General features: G+C 49.5%; 22 protein-coding genes. All 22 read right to left on the reverse strand.

Going from position 1 to position 19,265, the window contains the following annotated elements:
- Nucleotide 1 precedes the first annotated feature (1 nt).
- A complete protein-coding gene (locus E1919_RS01090; protein ID WP_115565171.1) occupies nt 2–1,027 on the reverse strand; it encodes a rod shape-determining protein in 1,026 nt (341 codons plus the stop codon).
- A gap of 315 nt (nt 1,028–1,342) precedes the next feature.
- Nucleotides 1,343–2,866 (reverse strand): bifunctional phosphoribosylaminoimidazolecarboxamide formyltransferase/IMP cyclohydrolase, encoded by a 1,524-nt coding sequence (gene purH, locus E1919_RS01095; RefSeq protein ID WP_162051507.1) that lies wholly within the window; start codon nt 2,864–2,866, stop codon nt 1,343–1,345.
- A gap of 20 nt (nt 2,867–2,886) precedes the next feature.
- On the reverse strand, nt 2,887–3,492 hold the full coding sequence (gene purN, locus E1919_RS01100) for a phosphoribosylglycinamide formyltransferase (RefSeq protein ID WP_237143936.1): 606 nt from the start codon (nt 3,490–3,492) through the stop codon (nt 2,887–2,889).
- Between the two features lie 222 nt (nt 3,493–3,714).
- The gene (locus E1919_RS01105; RefSeq protein ID WP_162051509.1) at nt 3,715–4,557 is read right to left on the reverse strand and encodes a 1,4-dihydroxy-2-naphthoyl-CoA synthase; all 843 of its coding nucleotides are present in this window, start codon (nt 4,555–4,557) and stop codon (nt 3,715–3,717) included.
- Between the two features lie 81 nt (nt 4,558–4,638).
- Complete coding sequence (locus E1919_RS01110) at nt 4,639–5,220, reverse strand: pseudouridine synthase (protein ID WP_162051510.1); 582 nt, start codon at nt 5,218–5,220, stop codon at nt 4,639–4,641.
- 44 nt (nt 5,221–5,264) lie between these two features.
- A complete protein-coding gene (locus tag E1919_RS01115; RefSeq protein ID WP_237143937.1) occupies nt 5,265–5,762 on the reverse strand; it encodes a PaaI family thioesterase in 498 nt (165 codons plus the stop codon).
- A gap of 57 nt (nt 5,763–5,819) precedes the next feature.
- Entirely contained in the window at nt 5,820–6,263 is a 444-nt protein-coding gene (locus tag E1919_RS01120; protein ID WP_162051511.1) for a Fur family transcriptional regulator, read from the reverse strand.
- A 367-nt stretch (nt 6,264–6,630) separates the two neighbouring features.
- Entirely contained in the window at nt 6,631–7,473 is an 843-nt protein-coding gene (locus E1919_RS01125; protein ID WP_162051512.1) for a geranylgeranylglycerol-phosphate geranylgeranyltransferase, read from the reverse strand.
- 107 nt (nt 7,474–7,580) lie between these two features.
- Nucleotides 7,581–7,775, reverse strand: coding sequence for a cold-shock protein (locus E1919_RS01130; RefSeq protein WP_115565178.1), 195 nt, complete (start codon nt 7,773–7,775; stop codon nt 7,581–7,583).
- 146 nt (nt 7,776–7,921) lie between these two features.
- Complete coding sequence (locus E1919_RS01135; RefSeq protein ID WP_162051513.1) at nt 7,922–8,419, reverse strand: KdsC family phosphatase; 498 nt, start codon at nt 8,417–8,419, stop codon at nt 7,922–7,924.
- Nucleotides 8,420–8,586: 167 nt separating this feature from the next.
- Entirely contained in the window at nt 8,587–8,832 is a 246-nt protein-coding gene (gene iscX / locus E1919_RS01140; RefSeq protein ID WP_237143938.1) for a Fe-S cluster assembly protein IscX, read from the reverse strand.
- A 95-nt stretch (nt 8,833–8,927) separates the two neighbouring features.
- A complete protein-coding gene (locus E1919_RS01145; protein ID WP_162051514.1) occupies nt 8,928–9,257 on the reverse strand; it encodes a 2Fe-2S iron-sulfur cluster-binding protein in 330 nt (109 codons plus the stop codon).
- A gap of 107 nt (nt 9,258–9,364) precedes the next feature.
- Nucleotides 9,365–10,183: a Rossmann-like and DUF2520 domain-containing protein gene (locus E1919_RS01150; protein WP_162051515.1), complete on the reverse strand. Its 819-nt coding sequence runs from the start codon at nt 10,181–10,183 to the stop codon at nt 9,365–9,367.
- A gap of 100 nt (nt 10,184–10,283) precedes the next feature.
- Complete coding sequence (gene ccsA / locus E1919_RS01155) at nt 10,284–12,890, reverse strand: cytochrome c biogenesis protein CcsA (RefSeq protein ID WP_162051516.1); 2,607 nt, start codon at nt 12,888–12,890, stop codon at nt 10,284–10,286.
- A 93-nt stretch (nt 12,891–12,983) separates the two neighbouring features.
- Complete coding sequence (locus E1919_RS01160; RefSeq protein WP_162051517.1) at nt 12,984–13,409, reverse strand: cytochrome c maturation protein CcmE domain-containing protein; 426 nt, start codon at nt 13,407–13,409, stop codon at nt 12,984–12,986.
- 126 nt (nt 13,410–13,535) lie between these two features.
- A complete protein-coding gene (locus tag E1919_RS01165; RefSeq protein WP_237143939.1) occupies nt 13,536–13,808 on the reverse strand; it encodes a CcmD family protein in 273 nt (90 codons plus the stop codon).
- Nucleotides 13,795–14,460 carry a cytochrome c biogenesis protein CcsA gene (ccsA, locus tag E1919_RS01170; protein WP_162051518.1) on the reverse strand — a complete coding sequence of 222 codons (666 nt, stop codon included), beginning with the start codon at nt 14,458–14,460 and terminating at the stop codon, nt 13,795–13,797. Before ccsA (E1919_RS01170) ends, E1919_RS01165 begins: the two co-directional genes overlap by 14 nt.
- A gap of 118 nt (nt 14,461–14,578) precedes the next feature.
- Nucleotides 14,579–15,220, reverse strand: a complete 642-nt coding sequence (locus E1919_RS01175; protein ID WP_115565287.1) for a heme exporter protein CcmB — start codon at nt 15,218–15,220, stop codon at nt 14,579–14,581.
- Between the two features lie 612 nt (nt 15,221–15,832).
- Nucleotides 15,833–16,510, reverse strand: a complete 678-nt coding sequence (gene phoU / locus E1919_RS01180; RefSeq protein WP_162051519.1) for a phosphate signaling complex protein PhoU — start codon at nt 16,508–16,510, stop codon at nt 15,833–15,835.
- A gap of 61 nt (nt 16,511–16,571) precedes the next feature.
- Nucleotides 16,572–17,336, reverse strand: coding sequence for a phosphate ABC transporter ATP-binding protein PstB (gene pstB / locus E1919_RS01185; RefSeq protein WP_162051520.1), 765 nt, complete (start codon nt 17,334–17,336; stop codon nt 16,572–16,574).
- Nucleotides 17,337–17,497: 161 nt separating this feature from the next.
- Nucleotides 17,498–18,355 (reverse strand): phosphate ABC transporter permease PstA, encoded by an 858-nt coding sequence (gene pstA, locus E1919_RS01190; protein WP_162051521.1) that lies wholly within the window; start codon nt 18,353–18,355, stop codon nt 17,498–17,500.
- Entirely contained in the window at nt 18,348–19,223 is an 876-nt protein-coding gene (gene pstC, locus E1919_RS01195) for a phosphate ABC transporter permease subunit PstC (protein WP_162051522.1), read from the reverse strand. Before pstC ends, pstA begins: the two co-directional genes overlap by 8 nt.
- Between the last annotated feature and the right edge of the window lie 42 nt (nt 19,224–19,265).

Genomic DNA, 19,265 nt, shown 5'->3' on the forward strand with positions numbered 1-19,265 from the left:
GTTAGGTTAGCAGGACATTCTTAAATCCTTCAATGTTCTTAATAGCAGCACCTGTGCCACGTACCACGGCCCTTAGCGGGTCCTCAGCGATGTGGATAGGCAGCTTTGTTTTAGCAGCTAGGCGCTTGTCCAGGCCACGCAGCAACGCACCGCCACCTGTCAGGTGAATGCCGTTGTCGTAGATATCTGCTGACAGCTCTGGCGGCGCAATCTCCAGCGCCTTCAGCACAGCCTCTTCTATTTTAGAAACAGACTTGTCCAAGGCGATGGCAATTTCCTGGTACGTTACCTTAATTACCTTCGGGATACCCGTCATCAGGTCACGGCCACGGATTTCGTAGTCGGCCGGCGGGTTCTCTATCTCTGTGAGCGCGGCACCCACCTCAATTTTAATTTTCTCAGCAGAACGCTCGCCTATCAGCAGGTTGTGCTGGCGGCGCATATAATCCAGGATATCCTTTGTGAACACGTCTCCGGCAATGCGGATAGACTGGTCGCACACAATACCGGAAAGAGCCACCACGGCAATCTCTGTTGTACCACCCCCTATATCCACAATCATAGAACCTATAGGTTGCTCTACATCAATACCAATACCAATAGCAGCGGCCATCGGTTCCTGGATCATCCATACTTCTTTGGCACCGGCATGCTGCGCAGAGTCACGCACAGCGCGTTTCTCTACTTCCGTAATACCGGACGGAATACAGATAACCATGCGGTGCGACGGCTGGAACAGACGACGGCCCGTATCAATCATTTTTATCATGCCGCGAATCATTTCCTCAGCCGCGTGAAAGTCAGCAATCACACCGTCTTTCAGAGGGCGGATGGTTTTGATGTTCTCGTGGGTTTTCTCGTGCATCTGCATCGCCTGGCGTCCTATTGCCAGTACTTTGCCTGTGGTGCGGTCTACGGCGATGATGGAAGGCTCGTCTACTACAATTTTATCGTTATGGATGATCAGCGTATTGGCAGTACCAAGGTCGATTGCTATATCGCTGGTCAAAAAGTTGAATAGTCCCATTATTAAGAGTCAGGCCTACTTGCCTAATTATATTTTGAATACAGAATATTTCTAATCAGAAACATGCCGCAAAATTAGTGAATTTCGCCGGAATTAATAACACAGCAGCCAAAGCAGCAAGAAATTAAAAGTATTTTTATAAGATATGCCTTGTACTCTGCTAGAGGAGAACTTCTATTACAGCGGCAACTATATATAATTGAACGTTCTTTTGCTACATAGCGTGTGCAGGGGCAGGCAGGGCAGCGGGCAAAGTAAAAAAAATCGCTGCCTCTTAAGCAAAGGCAGCGATTTTAACAGGAGTAAGTACAAATTTTAGTGTTTGAAATGGCGCACGCCTGTCATCACCATAGCCATATCATGTGCATCGCAGTAGGCAATAGAATCCTGGTCTTTGATAGAGCCACCTGGCTGAACCACCGCCTTTATGCCTGACTGATCGGCAATCTCCACGCAGTCCGGGAACGGGAAGAAGGCGTCGGATGCCATTACGGTTTTGCTTAAGTCAAAACCGAAACTATTTGCTTTCTCAATTGCCTGGCGCAGGGCATCTACACGGGAGGTCTGGCCTACACCGCTGGAGAACATCATCTTGTCTGTTGCCAGTACAATGGTGTTCGACTTAGTGTGCTTACACACCTTAGCGGCAAATACCAGCGCCTTTTTCTCCTGAGCTGTGGGCTCGCGCTTGGTAACGGTTTTGAAATCAGCCTCTGTCTCGGTTGCTACATCTTTGTCCTGCTCTATTACACCGTTCAGTAATGTCTTGAAAAGTTTGGTTGGCAGCTCCACCGGCTTTTGCTTCAATAGGATGCGGTTTTTCTTGGAACGCAGCAGTTCCAGCGCATCAGCATCATACTCCGGGGCAATCAGCACCTCAAAGAACAGCTTGTTCAGTTCTTCAGCGGTTCCCAGGTCGATGGCTCTGTTAGCGATGATGACGCCACCGAAGGCAGACACCGGGTCAGAAGAAAGCGCCAGTAGGTAAGCTTCTTTTATCGTGTCGGCCGTGGCGCAGCCGCAGGCGTTGGTGTGCTTCAGGATAGCCACAGTCGGCTCCTCGAATTCACCGCCCAGTGCAACAGCAGCATCCACATCCACCAAGTTGTTATAAGACAGTTGCTTGCCGTTCAATTGCTCGAAAAGGTCTTCCAGTTTGCCATAGAATGCACCTTTCTGGTGCGGGTTTTCGCCGTAACGCAGCGGAGTGCTTTCGCGCTGGCTTTGCTTGAACACCTGCTCCTCTCCGTTGGCGTTCAGATAATTGAAGATGTGCGTGTCGTAGTGCGAGGAAACATCAAAGGCCTTGGCAGCAAATCGCTTGCGGTCTTCCAGGTCGGTGGCGCCGCCTTTTTCCTGCAGCAGCTCAACCACATCGCCATACTGGTCTCTGGACGACACAATCAGCACATCTTTGAAATTTTTGGCTGCTGCTCGAATCAGGGAAATGCCACCGATGTCGATTTTCTCAATCACGTCTGCCTCCGCAGCGCCTGAAGCCACTGTTTCTTCAAACGGGTATAAATCTACCACCACCAGGTCAATGGGTGGGATCTCAAATTTCTCTCTTTCGGACAGGTCGCTTTCATTGTCGCGGCGGTGCAGGATGCCACCGAACACTTTCGGGTGAAGCGTTTTTACACGGCCTCCGAAGATAGACGGGTATGCGGTCAGGTCTTCTACGGCTACTACGTTTGCGCCCTGCTCTTCTAAAAAAGTTTGTGTGCCACCAGTCGAGTATATGGTCACATTGTGCTGCTTCAGAAGCTCCACAAGTGGCTCCAGGCGGTCTTTATAATAAACCGAAATAAGTGCGGATTTGATTTTAACGGATTGCATGGGATGAGTTGTTTGTAAGGTTAATCTTCTTTATCAGGTTGATCTTGTTCTTTTATCAGCTGCTCTACCACCATGGGCAGGTACTGGTGCTCCAGTTGCAGCACACGGGCTGCCAGGTCTTCGGGCGTATCGTTGGGCAGCACCGGGCAGCGCTCCTGCCTTATAAAGGCGCCTTTGTCGTACTCTTCGTTAATGTAGTGGATGGTGATGCCGGACTCCTTTTCGCCGGCCTCCACCACAGCGGTATGCACATGCATACCATGCATGCCTTTGCCGCCGTACTGTGGCAGCAGAGCCGGGTGTATGTTGATGATGCGGTTCGGGAATGCCTGGAGCAGGTTCTTTGGTACGAGCCACAGGAAGCCGGCCAGCACAATCAAGTCTGGGTTAAACTGCTGTATTTGCTGCAGTACCTTGTCGGTGTGGAGGAACTCCTCGCGTGAAAACAAAAGAGCCGGGACATGATATGTCTCGGCTCTTTTAAGGGCATACGCTTTCGGGTTGTTGGAGAACAGGGCGGCCACACGAATCTCTGGGTGGTGCTCGAAGTGCTCCAGCAGGCGCTGGGCATTGCTCCCCGAACCCGAAGCAAAAATGACTATGTTCTTCTTATCTGGTCGTTTCAAGAGTACAGCTTGTAATGAAGCCGCAAATATAGCGGGTTTAGCCGTAGAAGCCAGCACGTACTGCTGATATTATGTAGGGGAGTAGCGGGTGAAGTTTTTCTTGGATGTAAGAACCCACCCCTGCCCCTCCTCGGAGGGGCAGGGGTGGGTTAAAGGCGCTTAGAACTAAAAATCCTTTGCTATCACGCCATCTCTATTGAGACCTCTGTTAAGATAGCTACTCTACGGAATCCACTTAATATCCTTGAAATTAGGCTTTCTCTTCTCTAAAAAGGCATTGCGGCCTTCTTTGGCTTCCTCGGTCATATAGGTCAGGCGGGTGGCTTCGCCGGCGAATATCTGCTGGCCTACCATACCATCGTCGGTGGCGTTGAAGGCGAATTTTAGCATTTTGATGGAGGTTGGGGATTTCTCCAGTATTTCCTGCGCCCAGTCGTAAGCAGTGTCTTCCAGTTCTTCGTGCGGAAGAACGGCGTTGACCATGCCCATGTCGTAGGCATCCTGTGCGGAGTAGTTCCTGCCCAGGAAGAAGATTTCGCGGGCACGCTTCTGGCCAACCATCTTCGCCAGGTAAGCAGAACCGTAGCCGCCATCAAAGCTGGTAACATCGGCATCAGTCTGCTTGAAAATGGCATGCTCTTTACTTGCCAGCGTCAGGTCGCATACCACATGTAAACTGTGGCCGCCGCCCACTGCCCAACCCGGTACTACGGCAATCACTACCTTTGGCATAAAGCGAATCAGGCGCTGCACTTCCAGTATGTTCAGGCGAGGCATTCCTTCCTCATCCACATAGCCCTGGTGGCCGCGGGCGTTCTGATCGCCGCCGCTGCAGAAAGAGTATACGCCGTCTTTGGTGGAAGGGCCTTCCGCCGACAGCAGCACAACGCCGATAGAGGTGTCTTCGCGGGCATCCAGAAAGGCCTCAAAAAGCTCAGCCACAGTTTTAGGCCGAAAGGCATTGCGCACGTTTGGCCGGTTGAAGGCAATGCGGGCAACGCCAGCTGACTTTTTATAGGTTATATCCTGGTATTCTTTTACGGTTTTCCAATTTGTTTTACTCATGTCTCTTCTTTTGAGGTAAAATCACGTGCGGTAAAAGTACAGCTTTTGACTTTCACAGCACAAGCTCTTTTCCTTCCGGGCCTATGTGGTGAGCGGAAAGGTGTCTGTTTCCTGCACTGCTCCTGACGGCATCTCATTAAGGTGTATGGCGCCAATACGCACCCTGACCAGGCGCAGGGTCGGAAAACCAACTGCTGCGGTCATCTTTCTTACCTGTCTGTACTTGCCCTCCGTCAGTGTTATTGATACCCAACTGGTCGGGCCGTGCCTGTCGTCTCTTATTCTCCGGCTGCGTTCTGGAAAGCCCGGGTCCTGTTTCAGTATATTTGCCACACAGGGTTTGGTGACATAGTGTACTCCCTCTATGCTGACTTCCACGCCTTGCTGTAGCTTTTCTATTGCCTCGCTGGTGATGAGGCCATCTACCTGCGCATAATATTCTTTTTCTATATTGCTGCTGCGGACATACTCGCTTTCTTTCCCATCGGTGGTGAGCAGGAGCAGCCCCTCGCTGTCTTCATCTAAACGGCCAATCGCCATGGTGCCTTCTGGAAAATCATATAACTCCGTCAGTACTCTTTTCTTTTTCTGCTTTTTAGGGTCACTCACAAACTGGCTAAGATAGCCATAGGGTTTATGTATAATGAAATGCCGGTGTATCATGAATGGCGCGGTGCAGGGTGTAAACTCAGAGGGCTTTGGGGTTTTCACTTTCGCTTTGCCTTCAGCGACCAGGTATAGCGGAATGTTGCCACTAGATCGCCATTTTCGTCTATGCCTGTGCTGGTAGCTATCACGGTTACACCCTCTCCGGTGGCTTTGGTCTGCCCGATGGCCTCATATATCTGTTCCCCATCCTGGCAGGTAAAGAAGATTTTCCCTACGGCCTTTTTCGTGAAATCGGCTTCCATATGTACTACCAGCATCGAAACAGCCGGTTTGGATTTGTGTACATGCATCATGCACAGCACCCCTGTGGAGAGTTCGGCGGCCATGCTGAGGCAGGCGAAGTAAATAGAGTTGAAAGGGTTCTTGTTGAGGTATTTGTACGGTATACTCACGGTTGCTGCTTCGTGTTTGAGGGAGGTAACGCGCAGGTCAGCCATGTAGGCCATGGGCAGCCGGGCCAGCATAAACAGTCGGAATTTAACCGGCGAAGAAACCAGATCTCTGAAAGCTGTAGCGTTGTCTGTTTGATGTGCCATGGCGTTTATCTTCTCGTTAACATAGGTGATATACCCGTACAAGCGCAGCGTCTGCTACTATACCTCCTCGCAGGTACTGCAGATCCCTTGTGCTGAAAAGTGCAGGCTGTTCACCTTGTATCCTGAAGGTAAAGATAATGCCGGAATAGTAACATCATTCAGGCAAAAAGTCTGGCCGCAGGCAGTGCAGTTAAAATGCATGTGGTTGTCGTGGTGGTGGTGCTGGTTACAAGCTTCCTGGCAGAGGGCGTATTTCACAGCCCCGCTCACATCATTTATACTATGCACCAGTCCTTTCTCCTCAAAAGAGTGAAGGGTTCGGTAGAGGGTAACACGGTCATACTTATCCCCCAGCTGCTTTTCTATGTCTGAGTGCGCCAACGCGCTTTTATTGTTCAGCAGCAAGCCTAGCACCTCTAACCGGCAGCTGGTTTTACGAAGCGTGTACTGCTGCAGCAGCTCCTTCGTCTTCTCTGTTGTATCGGTTTGGGGGTGTACCATAGACTTGCAAATATACGTTATAACACGGAATCTGTACAGTTTGGATTCAAAACAGTGACTGCTAAGAACCCCTGCTACTGCAGTACGTATATATAGCCATAGTGATATGCTTTTTTGCAGCAGGTTATGATGTCACTGTTCGCATACACCATACGGCAGTAGCAGGAACGGAGATGCCTGGCATGAATCAGAGGGACTGGACAATTAAACAGAAAGCAAAACAGGCAGAGATGGTCGGCAGGGATAACTTTGTTATAGTGTAAACCTAGCAATGATGTAGCGGCGAGCCGCCTGATACTGAATCAAGACGCTTAACCTTATACCCTGTTAGTCATGCTAAGCCTGAAGCCTACGGTTTCAGGCTTTTTTATACCCATAGCATAGATAGGATGCCCATCAGCATGATGAGTTTGTTGAGGTTGCTCAGGTAGCTGAAGTCAGCTTTACGATCTGCCCTTACCAGCTTTACCACCATCCAGATACTGGGGGCCAGCACAAGCAGAAGCATATAAATATCAAAGATAAGCGGCGTGGAGGGGTGCAGGATAGCCGCTATCAAAACAGCCTGAAAGATGGCGATCAGAGGGTATAGCACATACTTCGCTCCCCGCATGCCCACCACAATGGGCAAGGTACGACAATCGAAAGTGGCGTCTCCTTTCATATCCTCTATATCTTTGATAATTTCCCGGATAAGCGAAATCAGGAAGGCGAACAGCGCGTAACCCAGCGTGGTCTTGTTCAGCATGTCGTTGTACACGGCTACCACTAAAAGCATAGAGGCAGATAGCAGCGCAATGGCAATGTTGCCGATGAGGAGCAGCTTCTTTAGCCTTGCAGAATATCCCCACAGCAGCAATACCGCCCCGAGGTTTATCAACCCGACCCGCACCATTAATAGCGTTCCGACAGCTACACCCACAAAAGACAGTATCAGGTGCGCGAACATAGCCCGTCGCCTTCGGATGATGCGGCCTACTAGCAGCCGCTCCGGCTTGTTGATGGCATCAATCTTCACGTCATAGTAGTCGTTGATGATGTAACCGGCCGCTGCAATGCATACGGTAGAGAAGGTGAGGGCGAGGAAGCCTGGCTCCAGCACTTTGGCCCAGTTTACCCCCGCTGCCAAAAGACAGGCCTGCACCAACGCCTGGCTCAGCACAACCAGCACCAGGTTCCGGGCGCGTATCAGGGTTAAAAAAGGCTTCATGTATGGGTGTTGGAAAGCTGAGGTAAAGTTACGGCGGCAAGTGGAAAAGGCAATAAAAAAGCCCCTTGTGCAAGGGGCTTTTACTGTTACGGCTGAAGTAAACAGTGTTAGATTCTTTTCACGTTTACCGCGTTAATTCCTTTTTTACCTTCCTGAGTGTCAAACTCTACAAGGTCATGCTGCTGAATGTCAACGCCATTCAGGCCGCTTGCATGCACGAAGAAATCTTCATTTGTCTCGTCTTCAGTTATAAACCCATAACCCTTTGACTCAATAAAAAACTTTACTTTACCTGTCTTCATAAAAATAAATAATTAATTGGGTAATTAAACTGCACGTAAACTAAAAAATATTTTCAATATATACAATAGCCTATTAAGAGAAATTTGCGATTTAATTGAAAAAAAATCATATGCATGCAGTGTGCACTACCCGCTCAGCCGTATATTTACCAGGTGTCCTGCGCTTTCATGATCTTTTCAATCAGTTCCCGCACAGCACCCCGACCTCCTTTTCTGGTAGAAACAAACGTGCTGATCTCTTTAATATTGTCGGCGGCATCAGCCGGGCACGCGCGCAATCCGCAGCGTTGCATCACCTCAAAGTCAGGCATGTCGTCGCCCATATAAGCTACGGTGGCCGGATGGATGCCCTGCATGTAAACGTAATTCTCAAAGGTTTCTACCTTTTCCTCTACGCCCATAAAGACATCCTCTATATTCAGCTGTTCGAGGCGTTTGCGCACCCCCGGCTCGTTTTTACCTGTTATAATGGCTACGCGGTATCCCTGCTGGATGGCGTGTTTGATGGCAAACCCATCTTTGATGTTAAAGGTGCGCACCTGCTCCCCATCTGCAAAGCAGTACAGCAAGCCGTCTGTCAGGACACCATCCACATCAAAAACAAAGGTATTGATGCGGGTAAGATCTGTTTGAGTAATGGACATGGTTAAATAAATGACATAGGATTGTAGACAAAGAATAAATAGGAAGATATAGTGCAGCTTTAGTTGCCACCGCACCTTCTAATAACAGAAAAAGGTTCTTCTCTTCAGAAGAACCTTTAAAAGTATCAAATTATAATGTGTTTAGCCTATACAACTGTTGAAAAAGCTTAGTCCTGGTTGTCGCGCCACTCATATACCCAGGCAGCCTGTATCTGCTCCAGGTGCCCTTCATTGGCCTGCTCGCGCGTGCCTTCAAAATTTGGCAAAGACAGTACCCAGTCCAGTAATTCTGTGAAGCGGATGCGGTAGATTTTAGACTCCGTGAAATCATCGCCGAATTTCTCATACAGTGCCATGGCAATGTCTTCGTAGTCGTTCCAGTGTATTGGTGGCTCGTAGCTCTTATTCATCATATAAATGGTTTAATGGTTAAATGGCTAAATGGTTTTTAAAGAAACAAGGCCAACAGTTTAGGAAGACCAACAATTTAACCATGCAGCAATTCAAATTAGTGCCCCAGGAAATCCTGTTCCGGAATGGTGATTACAACGTCTTCGTTGCCTTGTACCACGCACTGGCAGCCCAGGCGGGAATTGATGCGCGGGTCTACGGCACGATCAATATAATCCTCCTCCTTATCAGAGATCTCAGGCAGGTCATCCATGCCTGCCTCCACATACACATGGCAGGTGCTGCAGCCGCACACACCACCGCAGTTGTGCTGTAGTTTTATATCATTGTTCAAGGCCACATCCAACACTGACTCTCCCTCTACGGCAGGATGTGTCTCGTCTGGAGCGCCGTCTGCAAACTTAAAGGTTATATTTACAACTTTCATTTCTTCTATCTCTGTTTTGAAGGTGCAATTTACAAAGGCCGTCAGCCGAATCAAAACAGACGGCTGATGTGGACCATGTTACTTAAACCAGAGAAAGCCCATTTTGGTTAGCCTTGTTTTGCCTTGCCGTCTCCAATAGATGCCTGCGCCTGTATACTTCGTGAAAGTTGCTGGTAAAGCGACGCATAGGCAGGGTGCTGCTGCAGCAGTTGCAAGTGCGCCTGTAGTACGTTTTCGTCGCCCCGTATGGCAGGGCCAGTCTGCACCGCGAAAGGGTTCTGCTGTGTAGCTTTTGCCACCGTTTCCTCTATCAGGGGCTGAAGCAGCCGCTTCGGCAGGTTTGCCTCCTGCAGTAGCTGCTGGCTAATGCCCAGCAGGTGATTGGTGAAGTTGCAGGCGAAGACAGCCGCCAGGTGCAGCTGCTTTCGGTCCTCAGATGATACGGTGTGTACCTGACTGCTGATGCTTTTTGCCAGTATTGTTAATTCCTGCAGTGTCTCCTCGTGCTGTGACTCTACCAGCAGCGGTACCTGCTCCATGTCCAGAGGTTTTGTTTTAGAGAAAGTCTGCAAGGGGTATAAAACGCCTGTACGCGCTCCTTTCAAGGTCTGCAACAACGCGAGAGGCTGTGAGCCGGAGGTATGCACCACCACGGTGCCGGGAGTTACCATCAAAGTGGCGGCCACCTCAGAAAGGGCAGCATCCGGAACAGAGATAAAGACCACATCCAGCGTGAGGTCCTTAAAATCAGGCGTGGCGATGGGCTGCGCCTGTGGCAGTTTGCTGGCTAAGGCCTCGCGGGAGGTGCGGCTCCGGCTGTAAACGCCTTTTACCTCGTGCCCGGCGGCGGCAAGTGCCTGTGCCAGGTGCCATGCTACGTTGCCTGCGCCCACAAAAGCAATTCGTTTCTTTTGAACTGAATTCATATACCTGCGAAATTAGAAGGTATTCTGCATACAACCCACTTTAAAACTAAAAAGCCTTTGCTATGGGCAAAGGCTTTTTAGTTTTATGGCAGAGGCAAAATTAAGCTGCCTGTACTTTTCTTTTTGGCTTTGGCGTGGTGGCTGGCTTTTTGTTGCTGCCTCCTTCTTTATTGCGTCGCACAATGGCCATTACAAAGCCGATGCTCATGACAATAGTGCCTATCCAGAGGATGTTCACAAACGGCTTCTCCATTGCTTTCAGGATGATATAGTCCTTCTGCGTGGCGTTCACACCAATCTTGAAACGGTTGTTTTCCGTGTCGATGTTCAGGAAGGTGATGCGCAAGCCAAGGTCAGCGACTTCTTCCGGCACACGGCCCAGCATCTGGTCTTTGATCATCAGCACCGGGTGCGCGTGGTAATTTTTGCGCTCCCCCATAATTTTTAAATCTGCCTGCACCGCCACATCGCCTTGTGCCATTTCTACTCCTGGCACTTTCTCAATGCGCTCGATGCCGTTGAATACCGCTACATAGTCATTGAGGATAATGGTATCACCAGCGCTTACCTCAAACTCCATCAGATCACCCCAGTCCTTCTCCTCGTTCGGGTCCGGAACAGAGGAAACGTGTGAGTACAGGTCTTTGTCTATAAAGTGCTTGATATCCGGAGAGGCCAGTAAGCCCATGTTCGGGTTCACCTGCGCACGCGGGTAAAGAGTGAATTCTTTGTCGCCTTCACGCTCTTTGTACTGCACCTGATAGTAAGTGTTTTCCGGAGACTCCAGTTCTAAAGTATCTCCAGTCTGGAAGTACACCTTATCGCCTGCTTTGATGTCGCCGCGGGCAATGGCTTTGTACTCATCTGATGTCGGGAAAAGCAACTCGCGGTCTACATACTCCGGCACGCCCTTTACCTCCTGGTACTGGCCGTGGTAGCTCACGGTATACTTGTCCATCTCAACAGGCGTATTACGCCACAGCAGCACGTTATCACGGTTAATATCGTCTGGGAACTCCCGTGAGTATACCATACCGGAAGTGTTCTGCGAGATGATGTTGGAGTAGCCGGAAGAGAATAGAATGCCAAGCAACATAAGGGCAATACCTATATGCGATACGGCACCGCCTGAAAGTGCTACTTTACGGTGGAGCAGGTTCAGGATGATGCTCAGGTTAGCGAATACAGCGAAAAGCGCCGCTACCAGTAAGGTAATATAAACCGGGTTATCAATTGTCTCGGACAGCATCCCCATCTTCGACAGGACAATAACCAAACTAGCGAAGAGGAGCGTCAGCATACCTGGTATGGTGATAGCATCCAGGAAGGTTTTCTTCGTGTTCTCGCCTTTGTTCCACCACAGCAACTGGCCGATACCAGTCAGAATAGCGATACCTACACCAGCCCACAGTTGGAATTTAGTGTAGTGCTCAATCTGGTCAGCCGGCAGGGCCGCGTTAGACTCGATGCCGATAAAGCCAAGGAAGGAGTTATATACCGGGATAGAAGTGGTTACCAATACCTGGAAACCGGCAAGGCAAAGCACGGCAGCCCCTATAAACACCCAGAACTCGCCGTTGTAGGTCGATAATTCTTTCTCTGTTGTCGGGATGCTCTTCCACCGGTAAACCAGCAAGGCAAGAGCCATTAAAGCAAAGGCCGCTAAGTAAGCGAAAAGCTGGCCAGACAAACCAAGGTCTGTGAAGGAGTGCACAGAAGCATTCCCCAGGATGCCGCTTCTAGTCAGGAAGGTAGCATACAGAATCAGGATAAAGGAAGCGATAACCAGAATATAGGAAGCTTTCAGGCCTTGCTTGCCACGGCGGTAGGCCACCATGGTATGGATAGCGCCTATCAGCACCAGCCACGGGATGTATACTGCATTTTCTACAGGGTCCCAGTTCCAGTAGCCACCAAAGTTTAGCGTTTCGTAAGCCCAGTAAGCACCCATCATGGTGCCTATACCCAGGATAACGCCGGCAAAAAGTGCCCATGGCAGCGCTGGCTTCACCCACTCTGTAAACTTACCTTTCCAGAGACCGGCCATCGCAAACGCAAAGGGCACCAGTGTAGCGGCAAAACCGAGGAACAGCGTTGGCGGGTGAATCACCATCCAGTAGTTCTGGAGCAGCGGGTTCAGGCCGGTTCCATCCTGCGGCACAAAATTAGGGTCCATGGCGAACACCGGGGCATCCGTCATAAAGTCACGCATCAGGATGAAAGGAGAGGAGCCTATCTTCAGGTCACCAATCACAATACCCAATATCATGGAAGTCAGGAAGAGCTGCACAAACGAGAACATCGCCATCACAGGGGCTTCCCATACTTTGTTTTTCTTACCAGCATTAATCAGCACCACGCCCAGCGCTACGTGCCAGAAAATCCAGAGCAGGAAAGAGCCTTCCTGGCCTTCCCAGAAGCAGGATATCATGTAGTGCACCGGCAGGTGGTTGGAAGAGTGGCTCCAGGCGTAGTAGTACTCGTAGCGGTGTTCGTAAATAATGTTGAACAAACTGAAGACAACCATCAGCACAGCCGCCCCATGCACATAAAATGCACCACGGGCCAGTTTGCGCCAGCTATCGTCTCCGGTAGCCTCTGCTTTGGAGCGCGAGGCCATAAAATAGGCATAAGAGGATACAATGGCCGCCACAAAAGCCACAATCACACTTGCATGGCCAATATCCCCAATCAGCGTATTTATCATCTTGAAAAGTTAGAAAGTTAGAGGGTTAGAATGTTAGAGAGTTGTTGAGTAGGAGAGTCTTCACTCTCTAACTTTCTAACTCTTTAACTTCGTTTACAGGCTTGCTGTATTTTGCTGTATTTCTTTTTCCACGTACTTAGACGGGCACTTGAGCAGGATTTTATCTGCCACAAACACGTTGTTTTGCATGTTGCCCGTAATCACCACCTGCTCTGAACGCTCGAAATCCTGTGGCTTTGGGTTAAAGTACACCACTTGCTGCTCCACCCGGTTGGTGTCTACCAGCGTAAAGGAAAAGTAGTTAGGGTCAATCAGTGGGTCGTAATTCATGCCCACAATGTGGCCCTGTGCATCTTTCTTCAGGCGGCCTACCACGTGTACTTTTGTGTTGTTGCCTTCTTCGGCACGCTCAATGGCCTCTCCGAACGATACATAGGTGCTGGCATCACCCGCAGACGACATGATAATGCCGATGGCAAGCGCGATGACAACAATTCCGATGATGTGTGACTTCTTCATCTGTGTATGAATAGATTTGTTCTTATTCTGATTCCTAACACGCTTTTGGTGAATATAAATCCATAGCGGCAGGCTAATTTTATATGGGTAAAAGCAAGGCTTTTGTAGCTCCTTAACGGTGGCCAGTTAGCGGTTAACCAAATCGTCTTTTAGCTGCGCTTCCAGCTTTGCTACCTTTCGGTCTAAGGAGATGAGGTACAGTATCATACCTACTAAAACGGTGAGCAGCACGGCCACCACTACGTAAATTTTTCCGTCCTGGCGAAGCACGTCAGCCATTTCCACTTCCGGCTCAGCCACCACCGTTGTAGTGGCTTCTGTCTGGGCCTGCACCTGCTGGATGCCTGCTGTGGTGCATAGTATAAAGCACCATACCGCCAGTATTCTAAACAGTTTCATATAGTCCTTGTCTGAGTAATTCTAATCTTGATTTTACGTTCACAATCCAAATGCCCAGCAGTGTCCAGCCCAGAACGGCTGGGTAGAACACCATGCGCAGGCTGCTGTCCATGTCGTATGTGTTAAAGCCTGGGTTGCCGCCGTTGCCGGGGTGCAGCGAGTCTGTCATGCGCGGCAGGATAAACAGCAGGGGGATAAGGGCTGCAAAGGCAAAAATATTGTACACGGCACTGATGCGGGCTCTTTGCTGCTGCTCATTAAAAGAACTGCGCAGCACGAGGTATGCGAAGTAAATGAGCAGGCCGATAGCCGAGGCGTTCTGCTTTGGATCGCTGCTCCAGTATTCGCCCCACGTAAACCTGGCCCACTCCATGCCGGTGATAATACCGAGCACACCGAACAGGATACCTACTTTGGCAGCCTCGGCGGCAATGATATCATTTTTTACGGTAGGCTTGTTCAGGTATTTAATAGAGTAGGCAAAAGAGATGAGGAGGATAAGGATCATCCCAAACCACATCGGCACGTGAAAGTACAGGTTCCGGATGGTCTCGTTCAGGATAGCCAGACGCGGCACCTCAGATAGCATACCAGCCACTACGGTAAATACCAGTAGTAACACGGCCAGTATTTTCCACCAATTCTTCTTCATTCGTCTATAATTATAACAGAGCGCACGCCGCTCTTTTTACTTGTAACATTCTTTAGCCGTTTTCGTCACCAAGTGCGCCTAAAAAAATGCATTTTTTGTTCTGGCATAGGTTAAAACCCTACGAACGCCAAAGGTACGGGAACAAAATGTAAGAAACAGTGACGACAATCATGTTTATAGCGAGCAGGGTAAGCAGTTCGTCGAGGCTGAGGCTACGGTCGAGGCCGTCCAGGGCGTTCTTCGACATTTTGATGAGCATCAGCAGCATTGGAACAATAACGGGGAAGCTGAGCACGGCCATGAGCGTGCTGCTATTGGCGGCTTTAGAGGCAATACCCGAAATCATAGTAAGGGAGGTAGAGAAACCGATGGCTCCTAGCAAAAGCGAGAGCAGGAACATCGGCACATCCTGCACCGGGTTACCCAGCACCAGGGCATAAAACAGGAAGCACATGAGGGCCAGCACCAGCATCAGCAGGGTGTTGTAAACAATCTTGGCCAGTATCACGCCCTGCGGGCTCACAATAGAGTAGAAGTAGAGCAGCCGCCCCCGGTTTTCCTGCATAAAGCTCTTGGCAATGGCATTTACGGATGTAAACAGCAGGATAATCCACAGCACGGCATTCCAGACAGGCACCACCAGCACATTAGAGCGCAACCCAAAGCTGAGGTAACAGACAAATACCACGCTGCCGACATACAGCAGCATGCCATTGAAGGCATACTTTTGCCGCCACTCCAGCACTAAATCTTTCTGAATTAAGTATAAAATTTCTTTAAACAGCACTGTTTCTCAGTTTTACCGCAAAGGTAAGGCGCAATTTATTCTGAAGGTAGCTTTGGGGTGGTTATTGTTGGGTGTGGTTGAATTGCTGGATGGTTAGATGGGCTGTGATACCGCTTTTCTTGAAATGTTTCAATATCATCTTAACTTTTTAGGGTAAAGAGCATCCTCTGGGGTATGATTTTGCCTAAGCTGTCGTTGTGACTGTTGATCCAGCGGCATCTAACCTACAGTTACATTGTTTCTCTCCGAGCTCTCAAGGCCGATAGGCCTCGTCTTCGGGTATCGCGCTGGGAGTTTTTTGCGCCGGGGCGCTGCCGCGCGAGCGGCACCAAAAATCTCCAAAGGCGCTCAACCCAAAGACTGGAAACACATTCACTTCGTGCTGGCTGAGGGTAAAAATCATAACTGTAGTTTATGTAAGAAGCTGGACCTGAGCGAGTATAAAAATTAATAATCAGTTCGAGCTGCTCCTCAAAAACAAAGCACGAACCGCAGTGGCCCGTGCTCTAGAAATCTGTATACATACTGCTGATCCCAACAATCAATAATTTAACTATTCAACAATTTAACCATTCAACAATCAAACTAATCTTTCTTCTTTTTCTTGTCCTGCCTGTGCTTTACCACTTTGGCTTCGCGGTAGAAGATGATTTCTTCTGCGATGTTGGTAACCTGGTCGCCTACGCGCTCTACCTTTTTAATGATAGACAACACTGCCAGCGCTTCAGAGATCTTCTCTGGGTTTTCTGCCATAAACTTCGTCACGATGCCATCTGACTTGCGATAGATTTTGTCTAAGGCTCTATCCCGCTTTATCAGCGTTTTGGCCAGCACAGGATCATTTGTTTTGAAAGCGACACGGCAATCTGCAAACATGGCTACCGCCTCCTCATACATGGGCACCACCTTGGTCATCTCCAGCAGGGGCTCGCTTACAGGGCCATCCAGTTTTTTTGCGAAGCGGGCAATGCCCTCTGCCGTGTCGCCAATGCGCTCGAGGTTGGCGTTTATTTTAAGTACCGCCAACACCATGCGCAGGTCAACGGCTACGGGCGTAAACAGAGCAAAGAAGTTCTCGCACATGCGGTCAATCTTCACATCGAACTGGTTTACTTTTCTGTCGCGTTTAATGATTTGCTGTGCCAGTTCCTGGTCGGCCTGCAGCATGGCCTCACGACCGCTCTGCAATTGATACTCCACCAGGTCCCACATTTCAAGCAGTTTGGTTTTAAGTTTTTCTAATTCTACATCTATATGAGGCATCTTATTCTAAATTAGTATGGGTGAGGAACTAAAGGTATACGTTGAACAGAAGCATATCAACTCAACCAAACCGGCCTGTAATATAATTTTGTGTGCGGTTGTCTTGTGGACTCGTGAACATCGTTTTGGTTTTAGAAAATTCCACCAGTTCCCCCATGTAAAAGAAAGCAGTATGGTCGCTTACACGGCCCGCCTGCTGCATGTTGTGCGTTACAATCACGATGGTATATTCATTCTTCAACTCATAGATCAGTTCCTCTATTTTGGCCGTTGAGAGCGGGTCCAGGGCAGAGGCGGGCTCATCCATCAGCAGCACCGAAGGCGAGATAGCCAGTGCGCGGGCAATGCACAGCCTTTGCTGCTGCCCGCCCGACAAGGCCAGGGCTGATTTGTCCATTTTGTCTTTTACCTCCTCCCAGAGGGCAGACCGTCGCAGCGACTTCTCTGCTGCTTCCTCCAATACTGCTTTTTTCTTGATTCCCTGTATTCTCAGGCCGTACACCACATTCTCAAAAATGCTCTTCGGGAAAGGGTTTGGCTTCTGGAACACCATACCTACTTCTTTGCGTAATTCATCCACACGCACGTCCTTTGCATAGATGTCTCTGCCGTCCAGCAGGATGTCTCCTTCCGTCCGGAAGCCGTCGATGTAGTCGTTCATGCGGTTGAAGGTGCGCAGAAACGTAGATTTGCCACAGCCAGAGGGACCGATAAAGGCGGTCACATTTTTTTCTTCCATGGCAATATTGATGTTTTTCAGGGCATGGAAGTCGCCGTAGTATGCATTCAGCTCTTTTGCTTCGAGCTTCGTTGTTTTTTTATTCATAAATGAAGAGAATCGATAAAAGACATAAGGCGCAGAAATGCTGTTGCTCTAAGACACTGTACATTCTTTACCTCCTCTGGCGTTTTCTGCTAATGTTATAACGTGCCGAAGGTAGAAAAATTAGTCTAGTGTCCTGATTCTTATCCTGCTAACCCTTATTGTTACCACTTAACTTTCCTTTGCTGTCTGTTACGTAAGTATACGGCAATTCCGTTCAGCAAAAAGGTAATTGCTAACAAAACTATAATGGCTCCGGCTGCATTCGTCAAAAATTCTGCCTGGGGTCTGGACGTCCAGTTAAAGATCTGGATGGGGAGTACGGTAAATTCGTCAAGCGGCGAATCCGGTGTAAAGGGCACATAAGCCAGGGCACCGATAACAATAAGTGGAGCCGCCTCGCCCACAGCCCTTGAAAGCGACAGGATAATACCAGTCAGGATGCCGCCAAAAGACGCCGGCAGCACCTGGTTCCAGACGGTCTGCCATTTGGAGGCACCCAAGGCAAAAGAACCATCCCGAATGCTGCGGGGCACTGCTTTGATTGCCTCGCGGGTGGTTACAATAATGATGGGCAGAATCAGGAGCGACAAAGTAAGTGCACCTGCCAGCAAGCTGCCTCCCAGGCGCATCTGGCGCACGAAAATCTCCAAACCCAGCAAACCATATATAATGGAGGGCACACCCGCTAAATTGGAAATGTTAATCTCCAGGAAGTTTGTCCACCTGTTCTTTTTGCTGTACTCCTCCAGGTATATGCCGGCACTCACTCCTAAAGGGAAAGCGATGATGGCGGTAAGAACGAGTATCCAGAGTGTGCCTACCCAGGCCGTTAGTATACCGGCGCGGCTCGCTCTGCGCGAGGGCAGGCTTGTCAGGAAGTCCCAGTCGATGCGGGAAAAGCCTTCGATGGCAATATCAAAGAGGAAAACGGCAAGTACTATCAGCCCGATGAACGTACAGAAGACCCCGAAAACCTGAAAGGCTTTGTCTTTGAGCCTGTTCTTTTCTGAGTTAGTCATACTTTTCCTGATATTTCTTTTTGATCCAGAAGCTGATGTTGTTCAGCGCAAACGTGAAAATGAACAGCGTGATACCGGCGGCAAAGATGGTGCGGTACTCCAGGGAGCCATGGGGCACGTCACCTAAACTCACCTGCACAATATAGGTGGTAATGGTTTCGATCGGCACCAGCGGGTTCAGCGTAAGGCGTGGCTGCTGGCCTGCGGCAATGGCCACAATCATGGTTTCGCCTACTGCCCGGGAGATGCCCAGAATAACAGATACCACAATGCCAGAAGAGGCCGCAGGCACCATCACGCCAAATGCAGTCTGCAGGCGGGTAGAACCCATGCCATAAGCAGCCTCCCGCAGGGAACGCGGTACGGCACTAATGGCGTCCTCGCTGAGCGAGGAGATCATCGGGATAATCATAATGCCCATCACAATACCAGCCGACAAGGCGTTGAAGCCGGCAAGGCCGGGGATAAAACCCTGCAAAAATGGAGTTACTACGGTGAGGGCAAAAAAGCCATACACTACTGTTGGGATGGTGGCCAGCACTTCCAGCATTGGCTTTATCACCTGCTTAAACCTGGCATGTGCATACTCATTCAGATAAATAGCGATGGTCAGGCCAAGGGGCAAGGCTACGGCAATGGCAATAAAAGTGGTGAGCAGGGTGCCCGCCACCAGTGGCATAATGCCAAATTTTTTATCGGCAAACAGGGGTGTCCATTCTTTTTCGGTCAGGAACCGGACGATGGATACTTCGCTGAAGAAAGCGATAGACTCCGACAGCAACACCCATATAATGCCGATCGTGATGAGTATTGTGATTACCGCTGATAACCACAACAAGCCCTCTATTATTTTTTCAGATACTCTCAAGGCGCGGCCAGTTTATTTGTAAGCATGGGTACAGCAAAAATG

The sequence above is a fragment of the Pontibacter pamirensis genome (assembly GCF_010015475.1).
Lineage (GTDB): Bacteria > Bacteroidota > Bacteroidia > Cytophagales > Hymenobacteraceae > Pontibacter > Pontibacter pamirensis.